A 24,828-nucleotide genomic window follows, 5' to 3' on the forward strand; every position below is an offset into this window, starting at 1 on the left:
CCCGGTACGAGGGTGAACGGTTGGTGCTCGGCCCATGGCTTGAGCTCGCTGAAGAAGTGGGTGTTGATCGCGCCGTCGGCGCCCGTCCAGAAGATGTCAATCTTGTCGGTGTTGCGGCTCACCGCACCGATCGGGGCGGCCGGTACCGCCCTCAACCGGGAGTTGCCCGCGACGAGTGTGAACGGTTGATGCTCGCCCCATGGCTTCGCATCGCTGAAGAAGTGGGTGTTGATCGCGCCGTCGGCGCCCGTCCAGAAGATGTCAATCTTGTCGGTGTTGCGGCTCACCGCAGTCACCGAGCCGCCTGGCACCGCTGCGAGCCGTGAGTCGCCGGGTACCAGGATCTCCGGCCGGTCCCACTTGCCCTTCTTCGGCCAGAACTGGGTGACGATACTGCCATCCCGGCTGACCCAGAACACCTGCAGCATGCCCCGGCGACTGACCACGCTCGGGGCCGAGCGGGGGGCCGCTATGAATTCGGTCTGCGGCAGCAGCGAGGCCCGGTCGATCCAGCGTGACGAGCGGACGTGGTAGGTCCAGGTGTTGCGCAGCCCCGGCCAGTGGTCCAGATGAAAGCCGCCCTCCTGCTTCGACTTGGCGTACGAGGCAGTGCCGCCAGCCACCAGCAGATTCCCGCCGGCGAGTAGCGCGTGGCCGCAGCAGAACAGGTCCTGCACCGGTGAGCCCACCGGCGTCACCTCGCCGGTGGCGCAGTCGTACAGGCGGGTATGGTCGTTGCGCTTGTGGTTGTGCTCGTCCGGGCTGTACTCGCTGCCGCCGAAATGCAGGATCTTCCCGCTCGGCAGCAGTGCGGCGTGCACCGCCAACACGTCCGTCAAGCCGAGTTTGTGGACCCACCCCATAACCTCTCCCCTCGCGCTGTGGATGGCACCCTGTCCCAGCTGCAGCTGCGCGCCCCGGCGATGCCGGGACGCGCATGCTTATGTGCGCTTGGACGGTGCGGGGCGGGCTGGGTCAGCTGGTGCGGCGGACCACTGCGGCCCGGCGGGACATGCCGACAACGTCGACTCTGAAGTCGGCTGCGAACTCTTCGAGTTTCTCGCGGTTCTCGAATTCTTCGGGGTCAATGGGAAGGTCGCTTATTTCGGTCATTGCCAGTCCCGAAGGAGTGGCAATGGCGGGGATAGCGGAATCATCGGGAGCGGTGACCGCCGCCGAGATGTTTCCCTGCGCGTCGTGAACGACGAAGACTCTCACCGGATCAGCTCCTAGGCGACGTCGATTACGCCGACGAAGACTCGGTAGGCCCATACTGCCGTGTCGCTGACGTTCTTCACGTAGAAGTTGGTCGCCGCGCCCCCGACAGTGTCACGGGCGTAGGCGGTCGACAGGGTTTCGATGGCCAGGGCCTGGTGCGCGTTGGCTCCCGAGGGGTGAGCGCTCACCGAGATCGCGCCACTGAAGATTTTCGGGGAGAAGGGTCCGAGGGACCAGGCCACCGCCTGCCCCGGAAGCAGCGGATCATGCAGCGTGGACCAGTTAAATGGCCCGTAGACGCGAAAGGTTGCCACGAAATCCCCCCGTCTGTCGACCTGAGTCAAGTTGTACTTTGGCAGCGTCAGGGGGTCAAGTAGGGCGGTCTTGTTGGAATTGGCCTGACTGGGCCACAGACAATCAGTCGGCTCTGATATTTGTTGTGGGAGTTTCAGAAGTGACGAAAATCTATGGCAACCAGGGGCCTGGCGCTGGCCATTCGATCAGCAGCCAACAGTCGGGCAGTATTCCGTCCCATCAGCCCTGTTCGTCTGATGCAGCGGCTTTGATCGGGCGCTCGACGGCCTTGCCGGCCGGGCGCACGCGCACGGCGGCGAAGCGGGAGCGTAACGCTCCTCTCGAGCCTTGCCGCCAGGTGAGAGGGGCGAATGCCTCCTGGCCGAGGCCGGCGGCCAGGGCTGCCACCGACGGTGCGGCCTGCCGGTACCGGGGCTGGGGCCAGCATCCGATGGTGCCGTTGCGGGCCGGGGCCACGGGCTTCGCCTCGAAGGGGTGGGCGCTCACATCCGACCGGACGGCCAGGACATAGGTAAGTCCGCGCTCGGACAGTGCAGTCCGCAGTGCGCGTTGGTGCCGTAGGCGGGTTGGCCACCACGACCGGCGGCCTCATGCCCCAGCCGGCGAGCGTGTCGAGCATGTCCAACGCCAGGCGCCACTTCTCGCGGTGCGTGACATCGGACGGGACACGGGCGAGGGCCCGGAGGTCGGTGTCCGAGGCCCCTTCCCGAGGCAAGAACAGCCGCCACTGCCGTGGGCAGGAGGCGGTGTCGGTCGCGGCGTGCACGTTGACCGCGACCTGGCAGTTGGCCCGCTTGCCCAGTGCCCCGCAGTAGTGCGGGGCCACCCCGACCGACATCCGGCCGTCCTTGGGCACTGACACATCATCCAGGCCACCGGATCGATCAACGGCAGCATTCGTTCGGTGATACGCCGCGGCACCGGCTCCGGATGCCATGGGGACTGGTTCACGAAGGCAATCCAGCGGATCACCACCGGAAACACCACCCTCAGACAACGCGTCCGCCAGCTCACCGCCGACAACTGCATCCTCGACGAACGGCTCAAGGCCGCCTGCTCCAACCTCCGCTTCCAGGACCGGCGCGTGGCCGACCTCGGAGCCCAGCTCGCGTCTCCCGATAGGTGATCGCACTGTGGCAGCCGCCTCGTGGCGGATGGCAGCCTCGGCCAGTCTTCCCGGCTCGAAGACCGTCACCCCACACCGAGCACAGGCGCGAGCGGGCTCCGGCTCTCACAATGGGCCAGCGCCGTGCAGCCGGGCGCGCCCGCCCAGCGGTCCGTTCCCGGACAGGCAACGCAGGTCAGCGCGGTACCAGCGGCCAAGAGCGCCACGGCCGTTCGCGGTAGGCATGCAAGTGCGGCTGGAGGTCAGGGTGTCGCCGAACCGGCCGCCTTCGGCGCTCCGGCGCTGTTGCAGCGCCCGCACAGCGTGCCGCGGGCGCGCGCTTCGTGCTGGTAGCGCACCGCCCTTGCGGGCCACGTTACTCCGTACGGACTCGGCGCCTCCAAGGGTTGCCCAAGTCTGGCTCGATGCTGGCTACTTTGTGCACACGGACTTGCCGACGCCTTGACGATCCGTTCCATGCACGTTCAACCAGTCGTCTGTGCCTGCGTTGTGTGCCGTCCCTAAGGTCCCTGAGTGTTTCGAAGGAAGGGACTCATGGACACACTCCTCGCAGTCCGGGCTCGCGGGATCACCAAGTGTTTCGGCGACGTCGTCGCACTCGACGGCGTCGATCTGGATGTGGCGCAGGGTCAGATCCACGGCTTGGTCGGACCGAACGGCGCCGGCAAGACGACGTTGCTCGGCCTCCTGCTGGGCCTGGCCGTCGCCGACAGCGGCCGCCTCGAGATCCTGGGTACGCCGGTCGGGCGGGCGCTCGCCGCTCCCGACGGTGTCGCCGGCTTCGTGGACGGGCCCGGGCTCTACCCCTCGCTCACCGCCAGGCAGAACCTCGCCGCGCTGGCCGCTCTCCGCGGCCTCGACGCGCGGACAACGGGGATCGACGACGTGCTCGACCAGGTCGGGCTCACCGACGTCGCCGACGACCGGACCCGCGGCTTCTCCCTCGGCATGCGCCAGCGGCTCGGGCTCGCCGCCGCCCTGCTCACCAAGCCCCGGCTGCTCGTGCTCGACGAACCTTCCAACGGCCTTGACCCGGCCGGGAAAAGGCACGTACACGGTGTCCTCACCCGCCTCGCGACGGACGGAACCAGCGTCGTGCTCTCGAGCCACCGCATGGACGACCTCCAGGCACTGTGCTCCGAGGTCACCATCCTCGCCACCGGACGGGTCGTCTTCTCCGGCCCGTTGAGCAAGCTGGCCGCCGAAAACCGTGAACTCGACTACCGGCTGCTGACCTCCGACCCGCAGGCCGCCCGCCGGCTGGCTGTCGACACGGCCGGGATCCGCGTCGTCGACGACGCCGGGGCACGGCATGACGCCGAGGGGCTCGTCGTGCGCGCGCTGGTGCCCGCCCTCGACGAACTGGTGGTGCGGCTCGTTCAAGCGGGCATCGCGGTGCGCGAGCTCGCCCCCGTGGTGTCGCCGCTCGAGGCCGCGTTCCTCGCCCTTACCGAGCAGCAGGAGGCAGGCCGATGACCGCGACCATCGCCCACGACAACGTTGCCGATGCCCGCCGCGTCTCGGTGCCGCGCGGTTACCGCTTCGAGCTGGTCAAGCTGGTTTCGCAATGGCGGATCCGCTTGCTGGTCCTCGCCTGCTGGATCGCGCCGGCGCTCTTCGTCGCTGCGGTGAGCCAGCAGAGCACGCTCCCCGTCGACACCCTCTTCGGTCGCTGGATGCACGCCACGGGGTGGGCCGGACCGCTGGTGATGCTCGGTTTCGCGGGCACCTGGGCGCTCCCGCTGCTGACCTCGGTGGTCGCCGGCGACGTGTTCGCCTCCGAGGACCGGCTCGGCACCTGGCGCCACCTGCTCGTGGCGGTCCGGTCGCCTCGACGGATCTTCGCAGCGAAGGCACTGGCCAGCCTCAGCGTCATCCTGTTGCTCGTGGCCGGGCTGGCCTGTTCCAGCGCGGTCGGCGGGGTCGTAGCGGTCGGCAACCAGCCGCTGGTCGGCCTCGACGGCCACCTGCTGGCGCCGGCGGACGCCGCCGGTAAGGTCCTCCTCGCCTGGGTCTCCGTGCTCGCTCCTACCCTGGCCCTCGCCGGGATCGGACTGCTCGGGTCGGTCGCGCTGGGACGCTCCCCCATGGGACTGCTGCTGCCGGCGCTCGTCGCGCTCGCGATGCAGGTCGCCCAGATGCTGCCGCTGCCCGTCGCCGTACGCCTCGCCCTGCCCAGCTACGCCTTCATCGCCTGGAACGGACTGTTCACCAGCCCGGCACAGGCCGGCCCGCTCCTGATCGGCGTCGTTGTCAGCCTGGTGTGGGCCGTGCTCGCGACCGCGCTGGCCTATCTGCTTTTCCTGCGGCGCGACTTCACCAACCTGACCTATGACGGCTCCGGGCGCCGCGCGATCACCACCGGACTCCTGCCGCTGGTCGCACTGGTCGCCCTCACGGTCACGGTCGTCGCCATGGCGACCCCGTCCGTGGGTTCCGGAGTCCAGCAGGACAAGGTGCAGCGGTCGGTCGCCACGGCATTCGCCCACCTCTACCGCTTGCAGACCAAGCAGCTCAACCGCCCCGACGTCACCGAGGCGCAGCTGCGGGCCACGGCGGCGTGCAACAAGGGCGCCGGCCAGCTCGCCGCCGAGGGACCGGGCAACGACTGGCGCTGCGTGGTCTCTTGGCATCTCCCCGACGTCGAGTCCGTTGGTACGGCCATCTACCAGCTCGACGTCACCGCCGACGGGCGGTTCGTGGCCGATGGCGACGGACCGAAGGAAGTGAACGGCTACTTCCTGGTGCGGACCCCGGCCGGGGACGCACCTAACCCGCTCTGGCAGTTCGACGGCAACGTCGAACTGCTCTCCACCACCGCGAAGGGATAACTCCATGCAGGTAACACGCCGCCGTAGGCGTGTCGAGAAGGAGCGTTCCGGCTTTCTCGGTAGACGCATCGGCCGCCGTATACCTCTGCTGACGGCGGGCACCACCGCTGTCGCCCTCGTCACCGCCGGCACGGCTATCGCCCAGACGCACCAGTTCGGCACCGACCAGGTCGGCCAGATCACCGATCAGGGCCAGGTCATCTCCAGCGACCAGTACATCGCCCCGTACGGCGACCGCCTCGTGGTCAACAACGGCAAGATCATGTCGTCCTCGGTCAGCCCGGACGGCACGCACCTCGCCGCCTCGGTCACCGACGGTGGGGCGGCGCTGTCCATCGTGGACCTGAAGAACTGGAAGGTGCAGCAGCTCGTCGGCAACTCCGCGTCGTCGAGCCCGCGCATCAGCAGCAACAGCGTGGGCCAGGAAGGCCCCACGTACTCGCCCGACGGTTCGCAGCTGTGGCTGGGCCAGACCGACGGCTACACCAAGTTCACCGTGAACCCGGACGGCAGCGTCACCAACCCGAAGTCCGTCAAGATCCCGGCGGACGGGCCCAAGCACGCGCTGGTCGGCGAGGCGGTGTTCTCGTCCGACGGCTCCACCGTGTACTCCGCCGTCAACGGCCAGAACCGGGTGGTCGCCATCGACGCGGCGACCGGGACCATCAAGCAGAGCTGGTCCGTGGGCAACGCCCCGCGTGACATGACCGTGGTCGGCTCCAAGCTGTACGTCAGCAACGAGGGCGGGCGTCCGGCGAAGCCCGGCGAGCCCACGATCAACTCCTACAACACCCAGGTGCCGGCCGACCAGGTGACCGCTGCCACCACCACCGGCACGGTCAGCGTCATCGACCTGGCGAACCCGGCCGCCGCCGCCACGAGCATCGACGTCGGTCTGCACCCGACCGCCCTGTACGCCAAGAACGGGGCGCTGTTCGTCACCAACACCGCCACCAACGACGTGTCGGTCATCGACACCTCCAGCGACAAGGTCGTGCAGACCATCGCAACCCAGCCGTGGCCGGAGGCGTCGGTGGGCTACGAGCCCGACGCGGTGACGCTCACCGACGACGGTCACCTGCTGGTGACGCTCGGCCGCGCCAACGCGGTCGCCGTCTACCGGTACACGACCCCGCAGGAGCCGGTCAGCTACGTCGGCCTGCTCCCGACGGACTACTTCCCCGCGGAGATCGCCACCGTCGGCAACCAGGTGGTCGTCTCCAACACCCGTGGTGTCGACGCCCGCCGCCCCACCAACAGCGCCGGGCACGGCACTCACGACACGACGTCGAGCCTGCAGCGGTTCACGCTGCCGAGCGACGATGTCATCAAGTCCGAGACTGGCAAGGTCTTCAGCCAGAACGGCTGGCACGGCGGCTCGGTCACGCTGACCGACGGCACGAGCGACGCGAAGCCGGTGCCGGTCCCGCTGCGGCTCGGCGACCCCTCGACGATCAAGCACGTTTTCATGATCGTCAAGGAGAACCGGACCTACGACCAGGTCTTCGGTGACGTTCCGGAGGGCAACGGCGACCCGTCGCTGGCGCAGTTCGGCGAGAATGTGACGCCGAACCAGCACGCGTTGGCCCAGCAGTTCGGGCTGTACGACAACACGTACGACATCGGCACGAACTCCGCCGAGGGTCACAACTGGCTGATGCAGGCCGACAACCCGGAGTACACCGAGTCCTCGGCCGGTGAGTACGCGCGCAGTTACGACACCGAGGACGACGCTCTCGGCCACCAGCGGACCGGGTTCATCTGGACCGGCGCGCAGGCGGCCGACAAGTCCGTGCGGGACTTCGGCGAGTTCCAGCAGTTTCTGACCAAGCCGTCGGGCGCGAGCTGGCAGAACCTGTACTGCGACTCCAAGAACATGGAGGCGACCGGGCAGGACACCGCCTACACCCTGAACTCGTCTTCGCCGATCCCGTCGCTCAACGACGTGTCGGTGCACGGTTTCCCGAAGTTCGACACCAGCGTCCCGGACGTCTACCGGGAGCAGATCTGGAAGCGTGACTTCGAGAAGAACGGGCCGGCGAACCTGAACATGTTCTGGCTCTCCAGCGACCACACCGGTGGTCCGGCGAACGCGGCCGCTCAGGTCGCGGACAACGACCTCGCGACCGGCAGGATCGTTGATGAGATCTCGCACAGCAAGTACTGGAAGGACTCGGCGATCTTCGTTGTCGAGGACGACTCCCAGGCCGGCCTCGACCACGTCGACGGTCACCGTGCCCCGATCCAGATCATCAGCCCCTGGGCCCAGCACGGCGCCGTCGACAGCCACTACTACTCCCAGATCACGATGATTCGGACCATCGAGCAGATCCTCGGGATCCACCCGATGAACCAGAAGGACAGCGCGGCCAGCCCGATGCGTGGGGCGTTCACCCAGCACGCGGACTTCACGCCGTTCAAGGCGCTGCCCAACCGGACCTCGCTGACCGATGGCCTGAAGACCCCGCCTGCCTGCGGCCTGGACACCCCGGCGCCGCAGGACCCCAGTGCAGCGGCCGTGCCGTCGGCGAAGGTGCCGGCGGACAAGCAGGCGGTCGCGGCGAAGTGGGAGGACTGGAAGTCGCACCAGCGGCTGACCGGGCCCAACGCCATTCCCGACTTCGCGAACCCCGCGCAGATGAACCACTTCACGTGGTATGAGACGCACGAGTGGACGAAGCCGTACCCCGGCGAGGACAAGATCTTCGCGCCGGAGGACGTGCCGGGCGCCTACATCCCGTCGTCGGAGTCCGACGGCTGACGTGGGCTAATCGCCTCAAGGGGCCCCTGGCCGGCGTCACCGCTAGCCAGGGGCCCCTTCAGACCACCAAGAAGTGGTACGTGAAGCCGGACGTAGAGGATCTTCGCGGAGCCGCCACAACGTGGGACGACTTGCACGGGGTTCCGACCCAAGCACGTGAGAAATGTGAGATGTGAGAGCGTGCAGGGCGTGAGTGAGACATCGACGAACACCCTGCAATACCGCTTTGACGGGCGAGAAGACGCCCCAGTCCTGATCTTGGGTCCCTCACTGGGTACAACATGGCACATGTGGGACAGGCAGGTCCCGGAGCTCGCGAAGAACTGGCGGGTCTTCCGGTTCGACCTGCCGGGACACGGCGGAGCCCCCGCCTACCCGGCCGGTTCGGTCGCCGAACTCGCCGGGCGGCTGCTCGCCACGCTCGACCGGCTCGGCGTACAGCGCTTCGGGTACGCGGGCTGCGCGTTCGGGGGTGCCATCGGGATCGAGCTGGCGCTGCGCCACCCGGAGCGCCTCGCCTCCCTCGCGCTGATCGCCGCCTCGCCGCGGTTCGGCACGGCCGACGAGTTCCGCCAGCGCGGTGTGATCGTGCGGACCAACGGCCTCGACCCGATGGCGCGGACCTCGCCCGAGCGCTGGTTCACGAGCGGGTTCGCCGCGGCACAGCCGGCGATCACCGAGTGGGCCGTGCAGATGGTGCGCACCACCGACCCGGGCTGCTACATCGCGGCCTGCGAGGCGCTCGCCGCGTTCGACGTACGCGCCGAACTCGCCCGTATCGGCGTGCCGGCCCTCGTCCTCGTCGGCTCCGACGACCAGGTCACCGGGCCCGCCGAGGCGCGCACACTGGTCGCCGGGATACCGGACGCCCGGCTCGCGGTCGTGCCCGGCGCCTCGCACCTGGTCCCCGTGGAGCAGCCCGCCGCGGTCACGGACCTGCTCGTACGGCACTTCTCCACCGCCTGGCAGCCCGCCCCCTACGACTCCACCACCGGCCAGATGGCGATCCCGGCCGCCCCCGTCAAGCCGGTCCTTGCCCCGCCCCCGTCGGTCGCGCCCCTCGCCGAGATCGCCCCCGCCGTCGCGCAGCCCGAGGCCATGGGGATGGGCCGCCCCGATCCGTACGACGCCGGGCTCAAGGTGCGCCGCGAGGTGCTCGGGGACGCGCATGTCGACCGGGCGCTGGCCTCGGCGGACGAGTTCTCCGGGGACTTCCAGGAGTTCATCACCCGCTACGCCTGGGGCGAGATCTGGGACCGGCCCGGGCTCGACCGCCGTTCGCGCAGCTGTGTCACGCTCACCGCGCTGGTCGCGGGCGGCCACCTCGACGAGCTCGCCTTCCACACCCGCGCCGCCCTCCGCAACGGTCTCACCCCAATGGAGATCAAGGAGGTGCTCCTCCAGGCGGCCGTCTACTGCGGCGTACCGGCCGCGAACAGCGCCTTCAAGGTGGCGCAGCAGGTCATCCGGGAGGAGACCACGCCCCAGGAGTGATCGCCCAGCCTGGCAGCGGAAGCACCACCTTGAGCGGACCCTCGACGTGCCGACGGGGGCAGGATGGACCCATGAAGCTCACGAAGAAGTCGCACGCGTGTGTCCGTCTCGAGAAGGACGGGCGCACGCTCGTCATCGACCCCGGCGGTTTCAGCGAGGAGGACGCCGCCGTGGGCGCCGAGGCCATCCTGGTCACGCACGAGCACCCCGACCACTTCAACGAGGAGCGGCTGCGGGCGGGCCTGGAGTCCAACCCGGCGGCCGAGATCTGGACCCTCAGGTCGGTCGCCGACAAGATCTCCGCCACCTTCCCGGGCCGCGTGCACACCGTCGGCCACGGCGACACGTTCACCGCCGCGGGCTTCGACGTCCAGGTGCACGGCGAACTGCACGCCGTGATCCACCCGGACATCCCGCGCATCACCAACGTCGGCTACCTCATCGACGGCGGCCGCGTCTTCCACCCCGGCGACGCCCTCACCGTCCCCGACCAGCCGGTCGAGACGCTGATGCTCCCGGTCATGGCCCCGTGGAACAAGATCGCCGAGGTCATCGAGTACGTCCGCGAGGTCAAGCCGCAACGGGCGTACGACATCCACGACGCCCTGCTCACGGACCTCGCCCGGCCGATCTACGACAACCAGATCGGCGCCCTGGGCGGCGCCGAACACCTGCGGCTCACCCCGGGGTCGTCGGCCGAGGTCTGAGCGTCGGCGCTGGGCACAGCCGCTCGTGGCCCCGGTCGGTGAGTGCGACGAGCACCTGGCGGCCGTCCGCGGGATGCGGTCGGCCGCCAGGTGCTCGACCGGGCAGGGGTGGCCCTCATGGCACCGGCGGACCCGTTGTCGTACCCGCCCGGTAGGTTGTGAGTCATGCGCATTGCCACCTGGAACGTGAACTCGATCACCGCCCGTCTCCCGAGGCTGCTGGCCTGGCTGGAGAGCAGCGGCACGGATGTGCTGTGCCTCCAGGAGGCCAAGGTCGCGGCCGAGCAGTTCCCGACCGACCAGCTGCGCGAGCTGGGCTACGAGACGGCTGTGCACGCGACGGGGCGGTGGAACGGCGTCGCGGTGATCTCCCGAGTGGGGCTGGACGACATCATCAAGGGCCTGCCCGGCGACCCCGGCTACGACGGTGTCGTAGAGCCCCGCGCCCTCTCCGCGACCTGCGGCCCGATCCGCGTCTGGTCGGTGTACGTGCCGAACGGACGCGAGGTGGACCACCCCCACTACGCGTACAAGCTCCAGTGGTTCGAGGCCCTCAAGGCCGCGGTCGCGGGCGACGCCGCGGGCAGCCGTCCGTTCGCGGTGATGGGGGACTACAACGTGGCGCCGACGGACGACGACGTCTATGACGTCGCCGCATTCGACGGCGCCACGCATGTCACCCCGGCCGAGCGTGCCGCCCTGACCTCCCTCCGCGAGGCGGGTCTCTCGGACGTGGTCCCGCGCCCCCTCAAGTACGAGCACCCCTTCACGTACTGGGACTACCGCCAGCTCTGCTTCCCCAAGAACCGCGGCATGCGCATCGACCTCGTCTACGGGAACGAGGCGTTCTCGAAGGCGGTCAGCGACGCGTACGTGGACCGCGAGGAGCGCAAGGGCAAGGGGGCGTCGGACCACGCGCCGGTCGTGGTGGACCTGGACGTGTAGCGCTCACACCACTCTGTAGCCTTCACGGCAGCTGCGGTCCCCAGCCCATGGGTTCCGCGGCTGTCGGACCGGGGACGCACGCCCACGCGCCGTACTGGACCGGGCCGAGCAGCTGGCTCCCTTCCGCCGGCATGGCCTTCTCCCAGGTCTCCACCAGGACGTCGGCGTCGTCGAGCCGGCCTCCGGGAGCATCGAGAACCCGTACATCAGAATCATCGGCTCCAGGCTCCGGAGCGTCCCGGCGATCCAGTCGAGCAGGGGAGAGCCGGGCGCCGAGGCGACCGGCGTGAACGCTTCGCCACGGAGTGCGGCAGGCCGGCGTCCACGAAGCACCGGCTGAGCCGGCGGCCGATGTCCGGCACTGACGAGGAACATCGGGAACGGCCAGGCAAGCGCCGTGAAAAGGCCACGCTCACACGGTGGTTGAGCCAGTGGCTCCGGTCCGGAGCCACCGCCTGCCCGCCTGCCCGCCTGCCCGCCTGCCCACCGGGCAAAGCGGGAGCCGGTCCCACCCGGCGGCCGGGCGGGACCGGCCTCAGTCCTTCGCCTGCTGCGCCCGGCGGGGCTCCAGATCGGTCGACAGGCGCATCTCCAGGGAGGGCACGACCCAGGCGAGGAACTCCTCGAAGTCCATCTCGGCCAGGGGGTGGACCTTGAGCACATAGCGCATGAGGGCGAGGCCGATCAGATGGCTCGACGCCAGGATGGCGCGGGTCTCGGCGTCCGGGCTGTCCTTGTACCCGGAGGTCGCCGCCCACTTCTTGGTGCTCTCCTCCACACGGGCGCGGAGCGTCTCCGAGGTGGCGCTGTCGGCGAGGCCGGCCCGGTAGATGGCGGTCATGCCGTACCGGGTCTCCTCGCTCTCCCAGAACGACAGATAGGTGCGAGCGAGCCAGGAGGCCTCCGACGTGCCGTCGCCGACCATGGACGGAGGCAGCTGGTCGAAGATGGAGGCGACGCTGAGCGGCGAATTCACCGCGGCGTCGAACACCCCCTCCTTGTTGTCGAAGAAGTGGTGCACCAATGCCGGATCCACTTGGGCGTCCTCCGCGATCGCGCGGATGGTCGTCCTGGCGTAGCCACGTTCGGCGAAGAGGTGGAGTGCCGACTCAAGGATCTGTTCTCTCGTGCCGCTGTCCCCGGGGCGACGTCCGCTGCGCGCACGCACCGGACGCGGCTTCTTCGCTGCCGGGAAGGCGGCCCGCCGAGGGGAGCCGGATGTACGGGCGGGGGTGGACGAACCGTCTGCACGCGTGGATGTCATGGGATCACTGCACTTCGGGGGGTCCGTGAGCGGGTAATTCACTGCGTAGTGAAAATTACCCTAGCAGCCGGTTTCCCGGGATTCCATCCACAGGTGATACTCAGCAACTCCATGGCGGCACCCGGTCGTTGATGTGGAATTCGACTCCTGATCGGGCACCCTTCCCGGGCGCCGTACGGAGGGAGCGGCCCGGGCGGCGTTACCGAAGAGGCGGCCCGGGTGGCGCGACCCGCGGTGACCAGGGAACTCCGCGCGCCTGTGGTGCGACCCGCGGAGTGGGTGACACGCTGGGTGTATGAACATCCCTTTCCTGGGCAACTGGCGCAAGAAGCATGGCCTCGCCGTCGGCGTCGCGGTGTTCTCCGACGGCGACAGCGACCCTGAGGGTGTCGCCGAACTGCTCTCCGAGTGTGAGCTGCTGCGCTCCCAGGCGCATCAGGCAGGGGTTGAACTCGATGACTCCGCAGCCTCGTTGGAGGCACTGGACCAACTGCTCCCGCGCTGGCGCGACGACGAGGAGAGCCTGCCCTGGCTCGGCAACGACGCCGGTCTCTACCTCGGCACGGTGATCGTGCGCACGGTGCCCGGCGCGACCTGGGAGATCTGGTCCAACGGTCAGCCCGTGGTACGGCTGACCTCCGGCCGCGAGATCGACGTGGTCGCGAGCGGCCACGCGTGGGCGTCCAGCGGCGCCCCCGAACTCTCGCAGCTCTACGCGGAGGTCGCCGAGGGGTAGCCGACGGGTCCCGTAGCCCTACCGTGGCCAAGCGCTCCCGTGAACTCCTGGACCGCGTGGGCCTCGTCTCGCAGGCCCCGAAGTACCCCGCACAGCTCTCCGGCGGACAGCAGCTGGGGGTACCTCCCAGGCCTTTAAGGCACTGGGGGAGCGTGGCCATCGCCCGCGCCCTCGCCATGGACCCGAAGGCCCTGCTGTTCGACGAGCCGACCTCGGCCCTCGAGCCGGAGATGATCAACGAGGTCCTGGAGGTCATGCAACAGCGCGCGCGACGGCATGACCATGGTCGTCGTCACCCACGAGATGGGCTTGGCGCGCTCGGCCGCGAACCGTGTCGTCTTCATGTCCGACGGCCGCATCGTCGAGGAGCGCACCCGCGCACCCCGAGGAGTTCTTCACCACCCCGCGCAGCGACCGCGCCAAGGACTTCCTCTCCGAGATCCTCAAGCACTGAGACACTGAGCGGGGGAGCGCAGCGCATGATCCGTACCACACGTGTGACCGTTGCCTCCGTGGCACCAACGGCACTGATCGCGGCGGCCACCGCGTGCGGCAACGACTTGGGCACCTATGACAACGACTCAGGCACCTATGAGGAGTTCTCCATGCCGGGAAGCTCATCGCGTCGAACCTCGACTACGATGTGCCGTTCATCCCCGTGGTGATGGTGTTCTCACCGATCTGCCTCGGGATGTGCATGCTGCTCTCCTGGTTCGCCCAGTGGGTGTCCCGGTGGGAGCGGCGCAGTCCCAAGACCGAGGCCGTGCAGGTGGCACCGGCCGAACCAGGGACGCTGCTGCCGGGTGGGGGTCCCCCACAGCCCCGCGACTGTGGGGGAGAGCAGCAGCTCACAGGGCCAGGCCCGGCCGGCGGCAGCCGGAGATCACTGCTCGCGCAGGGGTACCGACACATATGAGGGGTCGTGCTCCGGCGAGGAGAAGGTCAGCTGCGCGCCGGACGGGTTGTGCTCGATGTAGAGCGGGTCGACCGTGTCGACGACCAGGGCGAGTCGATGCCCTGCCGGAACGTCGTAGGCCGTCGAGTAGAGATCCAGGTCGACGCCGAACGGCTTGCCGGGAGTCTGCCCGTGGAAGGTGTACGGCGCGTTGCTGACCAGCTTGCCGAGGCCGAGCGGGCCCACGTCGTAGAGATAGGCGACGAGGGTGCCGCTCTCTTTGGTGCCGGTGACCGTGGTGTGCAACGTGACGGTGCCGCGCACCTGTTGGGCGCTCGCATACTTCTCCGACTGCCAGACGGCCGCCCAGTAGCGCGGCAGCAGCGGGATCGAGGCCATCGGGGGCAGTTGGGCGAGTTGGTCGAGGATGCTGGAGAGGAAGATGACCCCGCCGTCCGCGCCCGAGTCGACGTTCGTGTGGATGGTCTTGGTGCCGGCCAGGGCGATCTTCTGCGTGGTCGCGCCGACCGACTTCCAGTCCGGGTAGCCCTCGTAGCCGCCCGTGGAACGGGACTTGAGCTGGACCGGCTGCTCGCGGTCGATGCCGTTGTCCTCGCCCTTGAGGTAGTGGTCGAACCAGCGGCCGGTGTCCGTCCACACGTCGTTGGGGAGGCCGAACAGGCCGGGCAGTTCGGCGGTGGCGTGGTCTCCCGGGCGGAACTCCAGACGCTTGGGGCCGGTCAACTCCTCGTAGAACTTGGCGTATTGGTTGGGTGAGAAGATCGTGTCGCCCCAGGCGTTGGCCATGAAGACCGCCGTGCCGTTCTTGTTGAGCTGGTCGACGTGGGTCTCAGGGGAACGTTTCTTCCCCCAGGCGAGCAACTCCGGCTCCTTCGACAGGTCCGAGGAGAAGAAGTCCTTGATCGTCTGCTGGAATTCGGCGCTGGGGCGGCCCGTGAGATAGCCGACGCCGCCCAGCAGGCCGGCTGCCTGGGCGTGCTGCGTGCGGCCCGAGTAGATCGACTCGGTGAGGTCGGCCCAGCCGCTGAGCGAGGCCACCGCCTTGATTCTCTTGTCGTGCTCGGCGGCCAGCAGGCTGATGCCGGCGCCGTACGAGACACCCCCGATGCCGACCTTCTGGGCGTCGGCGGGGGTGTTCGCCAGCGCCCAGTCGATCACCTTGGATGCGTCGGCCACATCCGACGGTCCCGCGACGTCGATCTCTCCGCCGGACTGCCAGAAGCCGCGGACGTTGTAAGTGAGCACCACATAGCCGGAGTTCGCGAGCTTCTGGGCCTGCACGAGGTACTCGGCCTGGGGTAGGCCCCAGCTGGTCGCCAGCACGACGAGTGGGTAGGTGCGGGTGCCGTCGGCGCCCGCCGGGGTGACGACGTTGGCCTTGAGGACCGTGCCGCCGTCTCCGGTGATGTCGACGAAGCGGATGCCCGTCGCGCCGGTGGCGGCGTGGGCGGCGGGAGCCAGGCCGAGGCCGGCGGTGGCGATCAGCGTCGCGGAGACGGCACCGACGGCGGACGTACGCAGGGCGTTGCGACCGTGCCCGCCCGTCGCCCGCCGCCGCCCTGTTCGAAGGCGCTCCGCGCCCCTTGGATTCACGGGTCACTCCTCACTCGTGTCAGCGCAAAGTGACCCGACGGTAACCTCGGTCACTTACCGGAAGTAACCCGTCGGTAAGTTACGTGCGGGTAACGATTGTTGAAGTGTTCATTTCGTGAGCAGTGGGACGGTGGCCGGCCTGCCGCGACCCGCTGAAGTGCTCATTCCGCGCGCAAGTTGAACCGCCCATTCCATGAGACTTGGATCGCGTGGGCGGCGTGGCCCTCATGGCGTCGCACGGTGGGAATTGCGCGGCGGCGTGGGCGTGGGCAGCGGGGTCTGGGCGGCACGGGTGACGTCCGCGACGAGTTCGACGACGTCCGGGCCGTACGCCTGGGAGTTCACGACCTTCAGGAGGAGTGCGAAGGAATTGTCGCCGTGCTTGCGGTACAGCCGCTCGTGGTTGCGGGCGAGATAGCGGGTCGCCGCCTGGTTGGTGATCGCGCGCTGGCCGCAGAAGAGGAAGACGGGTCTGGTCGGGCCGGGCTGCCCTGCGGTGAGCCGCGCGAGCAGCACGTACTCGGTCAGGCCCGGCTCCATGCGGTGGTGCTCGGTGCCTATCTGGAACGCGAGTCGGTCCGGGCCCGGCTCCGGGTCGGTGTTCACGCGTACGCCCGGCAGCATGGCCTGCATGTGGGCGGCCATGCGGCGGTTCGACCCCGGACCGCCGACGCAGAACTCCGTACGCTCCCCGAAGCCCTGCCGGGCCGCGTCCTGTGTGATCACCTCGGCGTTCGCGTTGCAGTCCTTGATCAGTGCGGCGAGTTCCAGGAGTGCGAACACGTCGTAGCGGTGCACCGCCAGATCGGGGCTGCCGGCGTCGCGGTTGACCACGAGCAGCGACTCGGAGTTGTCCGGCAGTCCGAAGAACGCCTGCTTGCGGCGGAGCTTGCGCTTCCACAGGTAGGTCCGGGCGATCCAACCCAGCGAGGCGCTGAGGCCCGCCGCGATCACCCCGAGGACGATGTTGCGCACGTCGTCATTCATGGGCGCGCATGCTAGCGGGAATGCGGAACGGTGTTCGAGGGGGTCCTGACGCGGGCATGGCAGTGCAGTTACGCTGCGCGGACGGCTGTTGACTGGAGGTACGGATGCGTCGCCCCCTTGCGCGGAATCTGGCGGTTTTGGCGATTTCGGTCACGGTGATGTCGGTCGGCGCGGCGGCGCCACCCTCGTCAGGCGGTGCTTCCGCTGGCGCCTCCGTTGAGAAGGTGCCGGTCGCCGTCGGCTACGGCGGCGCCGTGGCGAGCGTCGACGCGGACGCCTCCGCCGCCGGGATCGAGGTTCTGAGGAAGGGCGGCAACGCCGTGGACGCGGCCGTGGCCACGGCCGCGGCGCTCGGCGTCACCGAGCCCTACTCGTCCGGCATCGGAGGAGGCGGCTACTTCGTCTACTACGACGCCAAGTCCCGTACGGTGCACACGATCGACGGACGCGAAACGGCACCGCTGACCGCGGACTCCGGGCTGTTCCTGGAGAACGGCAAGCCGCTCGCCTTCGCGGACGCGGTGACCAGTGGGCTGGGCGTGGGTACGCCCGGTACCCCCGCCACCTGGCAGACGGCCCTCGACGAGTGGGGCACCAAGGGGCTGGGCAGCGTGCTCAGACCCGCCGAGCGCATCGCCCGCGACGGATTCACGGTCGACGCGACCTTCCGCTCGCAGACCGAGTCCAACCAGGCACGCTTCAAGAACTTCCCGGACACCGCCGAGCTGTTCCTTCCGGGCGGTGCGCTCCCGGTGGTCGGCTCGACCTTCAAGAACCCCGATCTGGCGCGTACGTACGAGGAGTTGGGCCAGGAGGGCGTCGACGCGATCTACGACGGGGACCTTGGCCAGGAGATCGTCGACGCCGTGAACAAGCCGCCGGTGGATCCGAGTTCGGGTTACAACGCCCGCCCGGGGAAGCTGTCCCTGGAGGACCTGGCGGAGTACGAGGCGAAGCTGCAGGCGCCGACCAGGACCACGTACCGCGGTCTCAAGGTCTACTCGATCGCGCCCTCCTCCTCGGGCGGCACCACGGTCGGCGAGGCGCTCAACATCCTGGAGAAGACCGACCTCTCGAAGGCGAGCGAGGCGCAGTACCTGCACCGCTACATCGAGGCGAGCCGGATCGCCTTCGCGGACCGGGGCCGCTGGGTGGGCGACCCGGACTTCGAGGACGTACCGACGAAGCAGTTCCTGTCGCAGAAGTACGCGGACTCGCGGGAGTGCCTGATCAAGGACGACGCGGTGCTGACGAGCCCGCTCGCGCCGGGTGACCCGAGCGACCCGGCGGCCTGCTCCACCGCCGGAACGGCCGCCCCGACGACGTACGAGGGCGAGAACACCACGCACCTGACGGTGGCCGACAGGTGGGGCAACGTCGTCGCGTACACGCTGACCATCGAGCAGACCGGCGGCAGTGGCATCACGGTCCCGGGCCGAGGCTTCATCCTCAACAACGAGCTGACGGACTTCTCCTTCACGCCCGCGAGCCCGGCCGTCCACGACCCGAACCTGCCCGGTCCCGGCAAGCGGCCGCGCTCCTCCATCTCGCCGACGATCGTGCTGGACAAGCACAACGAACCGGTGGTGGCGCTCGGTTCCCCCGGCGGCGCGACCATCATCACGACCGTCCTGCAGACCCTGACCGAGTTCCTGGACCGCGGACTGCCCCTGGTGGACGCGATCGCCACGCCCCGCGCCAGCCAGCGCAACCAGACCACCACCGAACTCGAACCCGGCCTGTGGAACAGCCCGTTGAAGGCCCAACTGGAGTCCATCGGCCACGCCTTCCGCCAGAACCCGGAAATCGGCGCGGCGACGGGCGTACAGCGCCTGCCGAACGGCAAGTGGCTCGCAGCCGCGGAAAAGGTACGACGCGGCGGCGGCTCGGCGATGGTGGTACGACCGGCTTCGTAGGACCTGCGGTCGCACGGGCGGCGTTCTGCAGCTCAGGGCGCTGCTCGCCCGATTGTCAGTGCCGTGCGCCATCCTTGCGGGCATGGACGAGGGCGCTTTCTGGCAGCTGATCGAGGAGTGTCGGCCTGCGGCACCCGACCCTGACGGGGTCGGGCTGGCCGCAGGCCTGATCGGCGTGCTCGTAGCGGGCCCGCTGTACGCGGTCATCGGATTCGCCGAGCAGCTGTCGTGGGCCCTGTACCGACTTGACCGCTGGCAGTTCGGGCTCCAGCCGAAGGGGCGGGAGCTGTCTGGGGACCAGTTCCTCTACACGCGCGCAGCCGTCGTCGCCGCGGGCCGCGCCGAGTACGAGCGGGTGCTCACCGACTCCTCCCGCTTCGCCCCGTACGCTGCCGCACCCGTGTCGGCCGAGAGTCTGCTCTACGTGCCCGACGAGTCGTACGAGCGAATAACGGGCGAGGAGTGGGACCGGCGGACTCGCTACGACTACGAGTCGTACTCCAACGCGAAGGGCTGGGTGGGCGCGCCGACGTAGCGAGTGTTTCGGGGGTCAGCGCGCCGTCAGGATGCGCGGTCCCGTTTCCGTGATGGCCACCGTGTGCTCCGTGTGGGCTGCGCGGGAGCCGTCGTTGGTGCGGAGGGTCCAGCCGTCGGGGGCCGCGTGGTAGGCGTCGGTGCCGCCGGCGATGAGCATGGGCTCGATGGCGAGGACCATGCCGTGGCGCAGGGGCAGGCCGCGGCCCGGGCGGCCCTCGTTCGGGACGGGCGGGTCCTCGTGCATGCGGCGGCCCACGCCGTGGCCGCCGAATCCGTCCGGGATGCCGTACCCCGCCGCGCGGCACACCGTGCCGATGGCGTGCGCGATGTCGCCGATGCGGTTGCCGACGACGGCCGCCTCGATGCCCGCCGCGAGGGCGCGTTCGGCGGTCTCGATCAGGCGTACGTCGGCGGCGCGCGGCTTCCCGACGATGAAGCTGATCGCCGAGTCGCCCACCCAGCCGCCCAGTTCGGCGCCGAAGTCGATGGAGACCAGGTCGCCGTCGCGCAGCCGGTAGCCGTCCGGGATGCCGTGCACGATCGCGTCGTTCACGGAGGCGCAGATGACCGCGGGGAACGGGGAGGGTGCGAAGGAGGGGCGGTAGCCGAGGAAGGGGGAGCTCGCGCCCGCGTCCCGCAGGACGTGGTGGGCCACCTCGTCCAGCTCCAGGAGTGAGACGCCGACGTCGGCCGCCTCCCGCACCGCCGTGAGCGCCCGGCCCACCACCTGGCCCGCCGCGTACATCTCGTCGATCGATGTGTCTGTCTTCAGTTCCACCATGCCAATTACTATACCGGTATTAGAATGGGGGCATGGTACGTACCCCCCTGACCCCCGAAGAGCGCGAACGCGGCGAGCGGCTCGGCCAGTTGCTGCGCGAGGCCCGCGGCGGCCGCAGCATGACGGAGGTCGCGGCGGTCGCCGGGATCTCCGCCGAGACACTGCGCAAGATCGAGACCGGGCGGGCGCCCACCCCCGCCTTCTTCACGGTCGCGGCGCTGGCCCGGGCGCTCGGGCTGTCGATGGACGACCTGGTGGTGCGGTGCGCGTTGGCGCAGGCGGCGTGACGGGATGACTGGCCGCCGACGATCGTGCGGGGGAGGCGAGTAGGGTCTGCTGACAGCTGCGTCCCGCGAGGGCCGCACAGCCGGTGTCATCCATCCCGGAGGGCTCTGCGTCCGCTCCGAAAACTCCCTGTAGCCGTTCCGTAACACGGCTGGTGTTTTCTACCGGACCGGAGCACTCCAGTCGGGCGGGGAGTCGTGTGATGGCTGTAGAACAACTCCCGGGTCAAGTACGGGAGTTCGCGAGGTACCTGAACGGGCTGATGGAACGGCTCGATCAGGGCGGCTGGTGCGGAGTGTTCTGGCAACGCGACCCCGACGGCATGCGGGCCTGCCTGGACGGCTGGGAAGTCCCGCCCTGGGACGTCGTGGAGGCGCTCCTCCAGGACCTCGCCGCGGAGTACGGCGACCGGGCCGCCGCCCAGGAGGCCGAGCGGGCCCGCGCCCTGCACGACGCCTCGCTCGCCGCGTACGATGCCCGGCCCGGCGGCCGGGACGCCCTCGGTGACCGACTCGACGTCATGCTCCGCGAACAGCGCTACGCGGCCGAGCGCCAGGCCGAGCTGGGACGGCTGCTCCAGTCGGCCGGCTCCCAGGAAGAAGCCGAGTCGATCCGCCTCGACCTCGCCTGGGCCCACGACGACCACGAACGCGCCACAGCCCGCTGCACCGAACTCCGCCACCGCATGGAGAACCTCGACCGCCGCGCCCTGCACACCCACGCGCAGGGCGCGCTGAGTTTTCCGGCCCGTTCGTCCGGCCCGATCGGCGACGCGTTCCGCGTGCGGGAGCAGGCGCGCGGGGCGGATCCGTCGGGCGGGCCGACGGTCCGGCGAGGGTCCGGGGAAGGCTGGGGGTCTGGGGAAGGTCGCGGGGCAGGGGAAGGCCGGGCGTCCAGGCGAGACCCAGGGCCTGGGGAAGGCTGGGAGCCCGGGCAAGGCCCGGGACCTGGGGAAGGGCGGGGCCCCGGGCAAGACCGGCGACCTGGGGAAGGCTGGGAGCCCGAGCAACACCGACGACCTGGGCAAGACTGGGAGCCCGGGCAGGACCGAGAACCGCGGCAACGCACAGCGGGCCCCGCCGCCCCGGGACCGGATCCTCGCCACCGCTCGACGATTCCGGAGCAGACCGGCCCCCGCTCCCCGTACGCGGACCCGGCGGCGGAGGATCGCCCGGCTACCTCCCGTCCGGGCTCGCTTTCCCCGTACGCGGACCCGGTGGCGGAGGATCGCTCGGCTGGCTCCCGTCCGGGCCCGCACTCCCCGTACGCGGACCCCGTAGCGGACGATCGACCGGCGGCCTCCCGTCCAGGCGCGTACGCCCCCGAGGTCCGGGGCGACCAGCCCCCGGCCCCGGAGCCCGCGCCTGCCACCCCCGCCACCCCCAAGCAACGCTCCAAGCGCCGCCGCCGAGGCAGCGCCCGCTTCGCCGGAATGATGGAGGCGGAGTCGGCCCCCGTGGTCGTACCCGAGGCGGCGCCCCCCCTCCAGGCCCCGGCGGCACCCGGCGGCCGTACTCCCCGAGGCGCCCGTTTCGCCGGGGCGGCCGAGGAGCCCGCGCAGCCGCGGACGGAGCGGCTGGACGAGGGCGCACGGCGGGCCACTGCCGAGACCGTCGAGACGCTGATACGGCTGCGCGGCGAGGGCAGGAGCGGCGAGGCGCACGCCCTCCTGGTGGAGGCGGCGTACTGGCCCGCCGCCCGCTTCCCGCTGCTCGCCGCCGAGCTGCACCGCGCCGGCCTGGACGCGGACTGGGCCACCCTGCTGTGGGAGGCGGCCTCGCTCCCCGCCGACCGGCTGGTCGCCGCGGCGGACGCCCTCGTCGCGGCCGGCCGGGCGGCCGACGGGCAGCAGATGCTCCGCCAGGGCGTCGCCCGGCCCGCTCCGGAGATCGGGGCCGCCGTGCTGGGCCTCGCCGAGGAGGGCCGCCGGCGCGAGATCGGGGCACTGCTCGGCGCGTACGTACGCGTGCGCACTCCCGAGGAGGCCGCCCGCAGCGCGGAAGCGGACCCGCAGCGGCTCGTACCGCTCCTCCTGGAGGCCGCCCAGGGCGTCTCGGACGAGCGCCACTGGGACCTGGTGCACGCCCTCCGCGTCGCCGGGTTCACCGCCTGACGGCCCCGGCGGGGCGTTTCGGTGGCCGACCGCTCACCCACAGGGGTGCGAAACGTGATCGACTCAGCGGGTTAACGACGATGGTCTTGGCAAGGCTGTCCGGGGGGCTTACTTTCAAGCCTCTACAGGCTTTGTCTACGGGCGTAGAGGCTCTCTGACGTCCCGTCGAAGGAGCAGCTCATGACCAACGTCGTACGTGCCGCTCTGGTCCAGGCCACCTGGACCGGCGACACCGCATCCATGGTCGCCAAGCACGAGGAACACGCGCGCGAGGCAGCCCGGCAGGGCGCCAAGGTCATCGGATTCCAGGAAGTCTTCAACGCCCCCTACTTCTGCCAGGTCCAGGAGCCCGAGCACTACCGCTGGGCGGAGCATGTGCCCGACGGGCCCACCGTCACTCGTATGCGGGAGCTGGCTCGCGAGACCGGCATGGTCATCGTCGTGCCCGTGTTCGAGGTCGAGCAGTCCGGCTTCTACTTCAACACCGCGGCCGTGATCGACGCCGACGGCACGTACCTCGGTAAGTACCGCAAGCACCACATCCCCCAGGTGAAGGGCTTCTGGGAGAAGTACTACTTCAAACCGGGGAACCTCGGCTGGCCGGTCTTCGACACCGCGGTCGGCAGGATCGGCGTCTACATCTGCTACGACCGCCACTTCCCGGAGGGCTGGCGGCAGCTCGGCCTGAACGGCGCCCAGCTCGTCTACAACCCGTCCGCCACCTCCCGTGGCCTGTCCGCCTACCTCTGGCAGCTGGAGCAGCCCGCGGCGGCCGTGGCCAACGAGTACTTCATCGCCGCGATCAACCGTGTGGGCGAGGAGGAGTACGGGGACAACGACTTCTACGGGACGTCGTACTTCGTCGACCCGCGCGGACAGTTCGTGGGGGAGCCGGCGAGCGACAAGGCCGAGGAACTCGTCGTCCGCGACCTCGACTTCGATCTGATCGAGGAAGTGCGCCAGCAGTGGGCGTTCTACCGCGACCGGCGACCCGACGCGTACGAAGGGCTGGTGCAGCCGTGACCGACCTGTATGCGCGGCACAAGGCGGTGCTGCCCGACTGGCTCGCGCTCTACTACGAGGACCCGATCGAGATCACCCACGGCGAGGGCCGCCACGTCTGGGACGCCAAGGGCAACAGGTATCTCGACTTCTTCGGCGGCATCCTCACCACGATGACCGCGCACGCCCTGCCCGAAGTGACGAAGGCCGTCAGCGAGCAGGCCGGGCGGATCATCCACACCTCGACGCTCTACCTCAACCGGCCGATGGTCGACCTCGCCGAGCGGATCGCCCAGCTGTCCGGCATCCCGGACGCCCGCGTCTTCTTCACCACCTCCGGCACCGAGGCCAACGACACGGCCCTGCTGCTCGCGACGGCCTACCGGCAGAGCAACCAGATCCTGGCGATGCGCAACAGCTACCACGGCCGCTCGTTCAGCGCGGTCGGCATCACCGGAAACAGGGGCTGGTCGCCGACCTCGCTCTCGCCACTCCAGACGCTGTACGTCCATGGCGGAGTCCGCACCCGCGGCCCGTACGCGAGTCTCAGCGACGCCGAGTTCATCGCGGCATGCGTCGAGGACCTGAAGGACCTGATCGGTCACATCCGCCCGCCCGCGGCCCTGATCGCCGAACCCATCCAGGGCGTCGGCGGTTTCACGGTGCCGCCCGACGGCCTGTACGCGGCCTTCCGCGAGGTCCTGGACCAGCACGGCATCCTCTGGATCGCCGACGAGGTGCAGACCGGCTGGGGCCGCACCGGCGACCACTTCTGGGGCTGGCAGGCGCATGCCGCCTCCGGCCCGCCGGACATGCTCACCTTCGCCAAGGGCATCGGCAATGGCATGTCCATCGGCGGGGTCGTCGCGCGCGCCGAGATCATGAACTGCCTGGACTCCAACTCCATTTCGACCTTCGGCGGCTCGCCGGTCACGATGGCGGCGGGGCTCGCGAACCTCACGTACCTCCTCGAACACGACCTCCAGGGCAACTCCCGGCGCGTCGGCGGTCTGCTCATCGAGCGGCTGCGGGCGATCGCCGCGCACGTGGACGGCGTACGGGAGGTGCGCGGGCGCGGGCTGATGATCGGCGTCGAGCTGGTCAAGCCCGGCAGCGACGAGGCGAACCCCGAAGGTGCCTCGGCCGTCCTCGAAGCAGCCCGTGAAGAAGGCCTGTTGATCGGCAAGGGCGGCGGTCACAACACCAGCGTGCTGCGCATCGCTCCGCCGCTGTCCCTCACCGTCGCGGAGGCGGAGGAGGGCGCGGCGATCCTCGAGCGCGCGCTGAGGAGTACCCAGTAG

20 protein-coding genes and 4 pseudogenes are annotated in these 24,828 nt (G+C 69.7%); 16 read left to right on the forward strand and 8 right to left on the reverse strand.

Translation table 11 applies throughout. The features are described from left to right. The 4 genes and pseudogenes from ACFY0T_RS06400 to ACFY0T_RS06415 form a co-directional block, all read right to left on the reverse strand. A pseudogene (locus ACFY0T_RS06400) lies at positions 1–821 on the reverse strand (hypothetical protein); the annotation flags it as partial. Between the two features lie 154 nt (positions 822–975). Further along, positions 976–1,218 (reverse strand): hypothetical protein, encoded by a 243-nt coding sequence (locus ACFY0T_RS06405; RefSeq protein WP_388865145.1) that lies wholly within the window; start codon positions 1,216–1,218, stop codon positions 976–978. An 11-nt stretch (positions 1,219–1,229) separates the two neighbouring features. Further along, positions 1,230–1,532, reverse strand: a complete 303-nt coding sequence (locus ACFY0T_RS06410) for a hypothetical protein (RefSeq protein ID WP_388865147.1) — start codon at positions 1,530–1,532, stop codon at positions 1,230–1,232. Positions 1,533–1,755: 223 nt separating this feature from the next. Then, positions 1,756–2,487: pseudogene (locus ACFY0T_RS06415) on the reverse strand (transposase); the annotation flags it as partial. Here ACFY0T_RS06415 and ACFY0T_RS06420 point away from each other — a divergent pair. The 7 genes from ACFY0T_RS06420 to ACFY0T_RS06450 all read left to right on the forward strand — a co-directional run bounded on the left by ACFY0T_RS06420 (position 2,438) and on the right by ACFY0T_RS06450 (position 11,397). Then, positions 2,438–2,659, forward strand: a complete 222-nt coding sequence (locus tag ACFY0T_RS06420) for a hypothetical protein (protein ID WP_388865723.1) — start codon at positions 2,438–2,440, stop codon at positions 2,657–2,659. The pseudogene ACFY0T_RS06415 and the gene ACFY0T_RS06420 sit on opposite strands and share 50 nt — an antisense overlap. Before the next feature lie 534 nt (positions 2,660–3,193). After that, complete coding sequence (locus tag ACFY0T_RS06425; protein WP_388865149.1) at positions 3,194–4,135, forward strand: ABC transporter ATP-binding protein; 942 nt, start codon at positions 3,194–3,196, stop codon at positions 4,133–4,135. Further along, on the forward strand, positions 4,132–5,490 hold the full coding sequence (locus ACFY0T_RS06430; protein ID WP_388865151.1) for an ABC transporter permease: 1,359 nt from the start codon (positions 4,132–4,134) through the stop codon (positions 5,488–5,490). The genes ACFY0T_RS06425 and ACFY0T_RS06430 overlap by 4 nt, the downstream gene beginning before the upstream one ends. A gap of 4 nt (positions 5,491–5,494) precedes the next feature. Next, the gene (locus ACFY0T_RS06435) at positions 5,495–8,251 is read left to right on the forward strand and encodes an alkaline phosphatase family protein (RefSeq protein WP_388865153.1); all 2,757 of its coding nucleotides are present in this window, start codon (positions 5,495–5,497) and stop codon (positions 8,249–8,251) included. A gap of 189 nt (positions 8,252–8,440) precedes the next feature. Continuing rightward, entirely contained in the window at positions 8,441–9,745 is a 1,305-nt protein-coding gene (gene pcaC, locus ACFY0T_RS06440) for a 4-carboxymuconolactone decarboxylase (protein WP_388865155.1), read from the forward strand. A gap of 71 nt (positions 9,746–9,816) precedes the next feature. Further along, positions 9,817–10,452 carry an MBL fold metallo-hydrolase gene (locus ACFY0T_RS06445; RefSeq protein WP_388865157.1) on the forward strand — a complete coding sequence of 212 codons (636 nt, stop codon included), beginning with the start codon at positions 9,817–9,819 and terminating at the stop codon, positions 10,450–10,452. Between the two features lie 165 nt (positions 10,453–10,617). After that, positions 10,618–11,397, forward strand: coding sequence for an exodeoxyribonuclease III (locus tag ACFY0T_RS06450; RefSeq protein WP_388865158.1), 780 nt, complete (start codon positions 10,618–10,620; stop codon positions 11,395–11,397). 535 nt (positions 11,398–11,932) lie between these two features. On the opposite strand, the gene ACFY0T_RS06455 is transcribed toward ACFY0T_RS06450, so the two are convergent. After that, a complete protein-coding gene (locus tag ACFY0T_RS06455) occupies positions 11,933–12,661 on the reverse strand; it encodes a TetR family transcriptional regulator (RefSeq protein ID WP_388865160.1) in 729 nt (242 codons plus the stop codon). Between the two features lie 295 nt (positions 12,662–12,956). On the opposite strand from ACFY0T_RS06455, the gene ACFY0T_RS06460 reads away from it, so the two are divergent. The 3 genes and pseudogenes from ACFY0T_RS06460 to ACFY0T_RS06470 all read left to right on the forward strand — a co-directional run. Beyond that, positions 12,957–13,397 (forward strand): DUF6278 family protein, encoded by a 441-nt coding sequence (locus ACFY0T_RS06460; protein ID WP_388865162.1) that lies wholly within the window; start codon positions 12,957–12,959, stop codon positions 13,395–13,397. Positions 13,398–13,426: 29 nt separating this feature from the next. Beyond that, a pseudogene (locus tag ACFY0T_RS06465) lies at positions 13,427–13,851 on the forward strand (amino acid ABC transporter ATP-binding protein); the annotation flags it as partial. Between the two features lie 133 nt (positions 13,852–13,984). After that, positions 13,985–14,205 (forward strand): annotated as a pseudogene (locus tag ACFY0T_RS06470) (amino acid ABC transporter permease); the annotation flags it as partial. Positions 14,206–14,280: 75 nt separating this feature from the next. Here the strand turns inward: ACFY0T_RS06470 and ACFY0T_RS06475 are convergent. Together ACFY0T_RS06475 and ACFY0T_RS06480 are read right to left on the reverse strand one after the other, a co-directional pair. Beyond that, positions 14,281–15,834 (reverse strand): CocE/NonD family hydrolase, encoded by a 1,554-nt coding sequence (locus ACFY0T_RS06475; RefSeq protein WP_388865678.1) that lies wholly within the window; start codon positions 15,832–15,834, stop codon positions 14,281–14,283. Positions 15,835–16,131: 297 nt separating this feature from the next. Further along, positions 16,132–16,893 (reverse strand): hypothetical protein, encoded by a 762-nt coding sequence (locus tag ACFY0T_RS06480; RefSeq protein ID WP_388865164.1) that lies wholly within the window; start codon positions 16,891–16,893, stop codon positions 16,132–16,134. A 104-nt stretch (positions 16,894–16,997) separates the two neighbouring features. Between ACFY0T_RS06480 and ggt the strand changes: the two genes are divergently transcribed. Then, complete coding sequence (gene ggt / locus ACFY0T_RS06485; RefSeq protein ID WP_388865165.1) at positions 16,998–18,809, forward strand: gamma-glutamyltransferase; 1,812 nt, start codon at positions 16,998–17,000, stop codon at positions 18,807–18,809. Between the two features lie 82 nt (positions 18,810–18,891). Continuing rightward, the gene (locus tag ACFY0T_RS06490; RefSeq protein WP_388865166.1) at positions 18,892–19,344 is read left to right on the forward strand and encodes a DUF4240 domain-containing protein; all 453 of its coding nucleotides are present in this window, start codon (positions 18,892–18,894) and stop codon (positions 19,342–19,344) included. Between the two features lie 15 nt (positions 19,345–19,359). Here ACFY0T_RS06490 and map read toward each other — a convergent pair whose 3' ends face one another. After that, entirely contained in the window at positions 19,360–20,127 is a 768-nt protein-coding gene (gene map, locus ACFY0T_RS06495) for a type I methionyl aminopeptidase (RefSeq protein WP_388865167.1), read from the reverse strand. A 32-nt stretch (positions 20,128–20,159) separates the two neighbouring features. Between map and ACFY0T_RS06500 the strand changes: the two genes are divergently transcribed. From ACFY0T_RS06500 to ACFY0T_RS06515, 4 genes are all read left to right on the forward strand, one after another. Next, positions 20,160–20,414, forward strand: coding sequence for a helix-turn-helix domain-containing protein (locus tag ACFY0T_RS06500; protein ID WP_388865169.1), 255 nt, complete (start codon positions 20,160–20,162; stop codon positions 20,412–20,414). Positions 20,415–20,614: 200 nt separating this feature from the next. Continuing rightward, a complete protein-coding gene (locus ACFY0T_RS06505; protein WP_388865171.1) occupies positions 20,615–22,525 on the forward strand; it encodes a hypothetical protein in 1,911 nt (636 codons plus the stop codon). Positions 22,526–22,705: 180 nt separating this feature from the next. Continuing rightward, positions 22,706–23,548, forward strand: coding sequence for a nitrilase-related carbon-nitrogen hydrolase (locus tag ACFY0T_RS06510; RefSeq protein WP_388865173.1), 843 nt, complete (start codon positions 22,706–22,708; stop codon positions 23,546–23,548). Further along, positions 23,545–24,828 (forward strand): aspartate aminotransferase family protein, encoded by a 1,284-nt coding sequence (locus tag ACFY0T_RS06515; protein ID WP_388865175.1) that lies wholly within the window; start codon positions 23,545–23,547, stop codon positions 24,826–24,828. The genes ACFY0T_RS06510 and ACFY0T_RS06515 overlap by 4 nt, the downstream gene beginning before the upstream one ends.

Source organism: Streptomyces sp. NPDC001530, from assembly GCF_042894545.1.
Classification (GTDB): Bacteria; Actinomycetota; Actinomycetes; order Streptomycetales; family Streptomycetaceae; genus Streptomyces.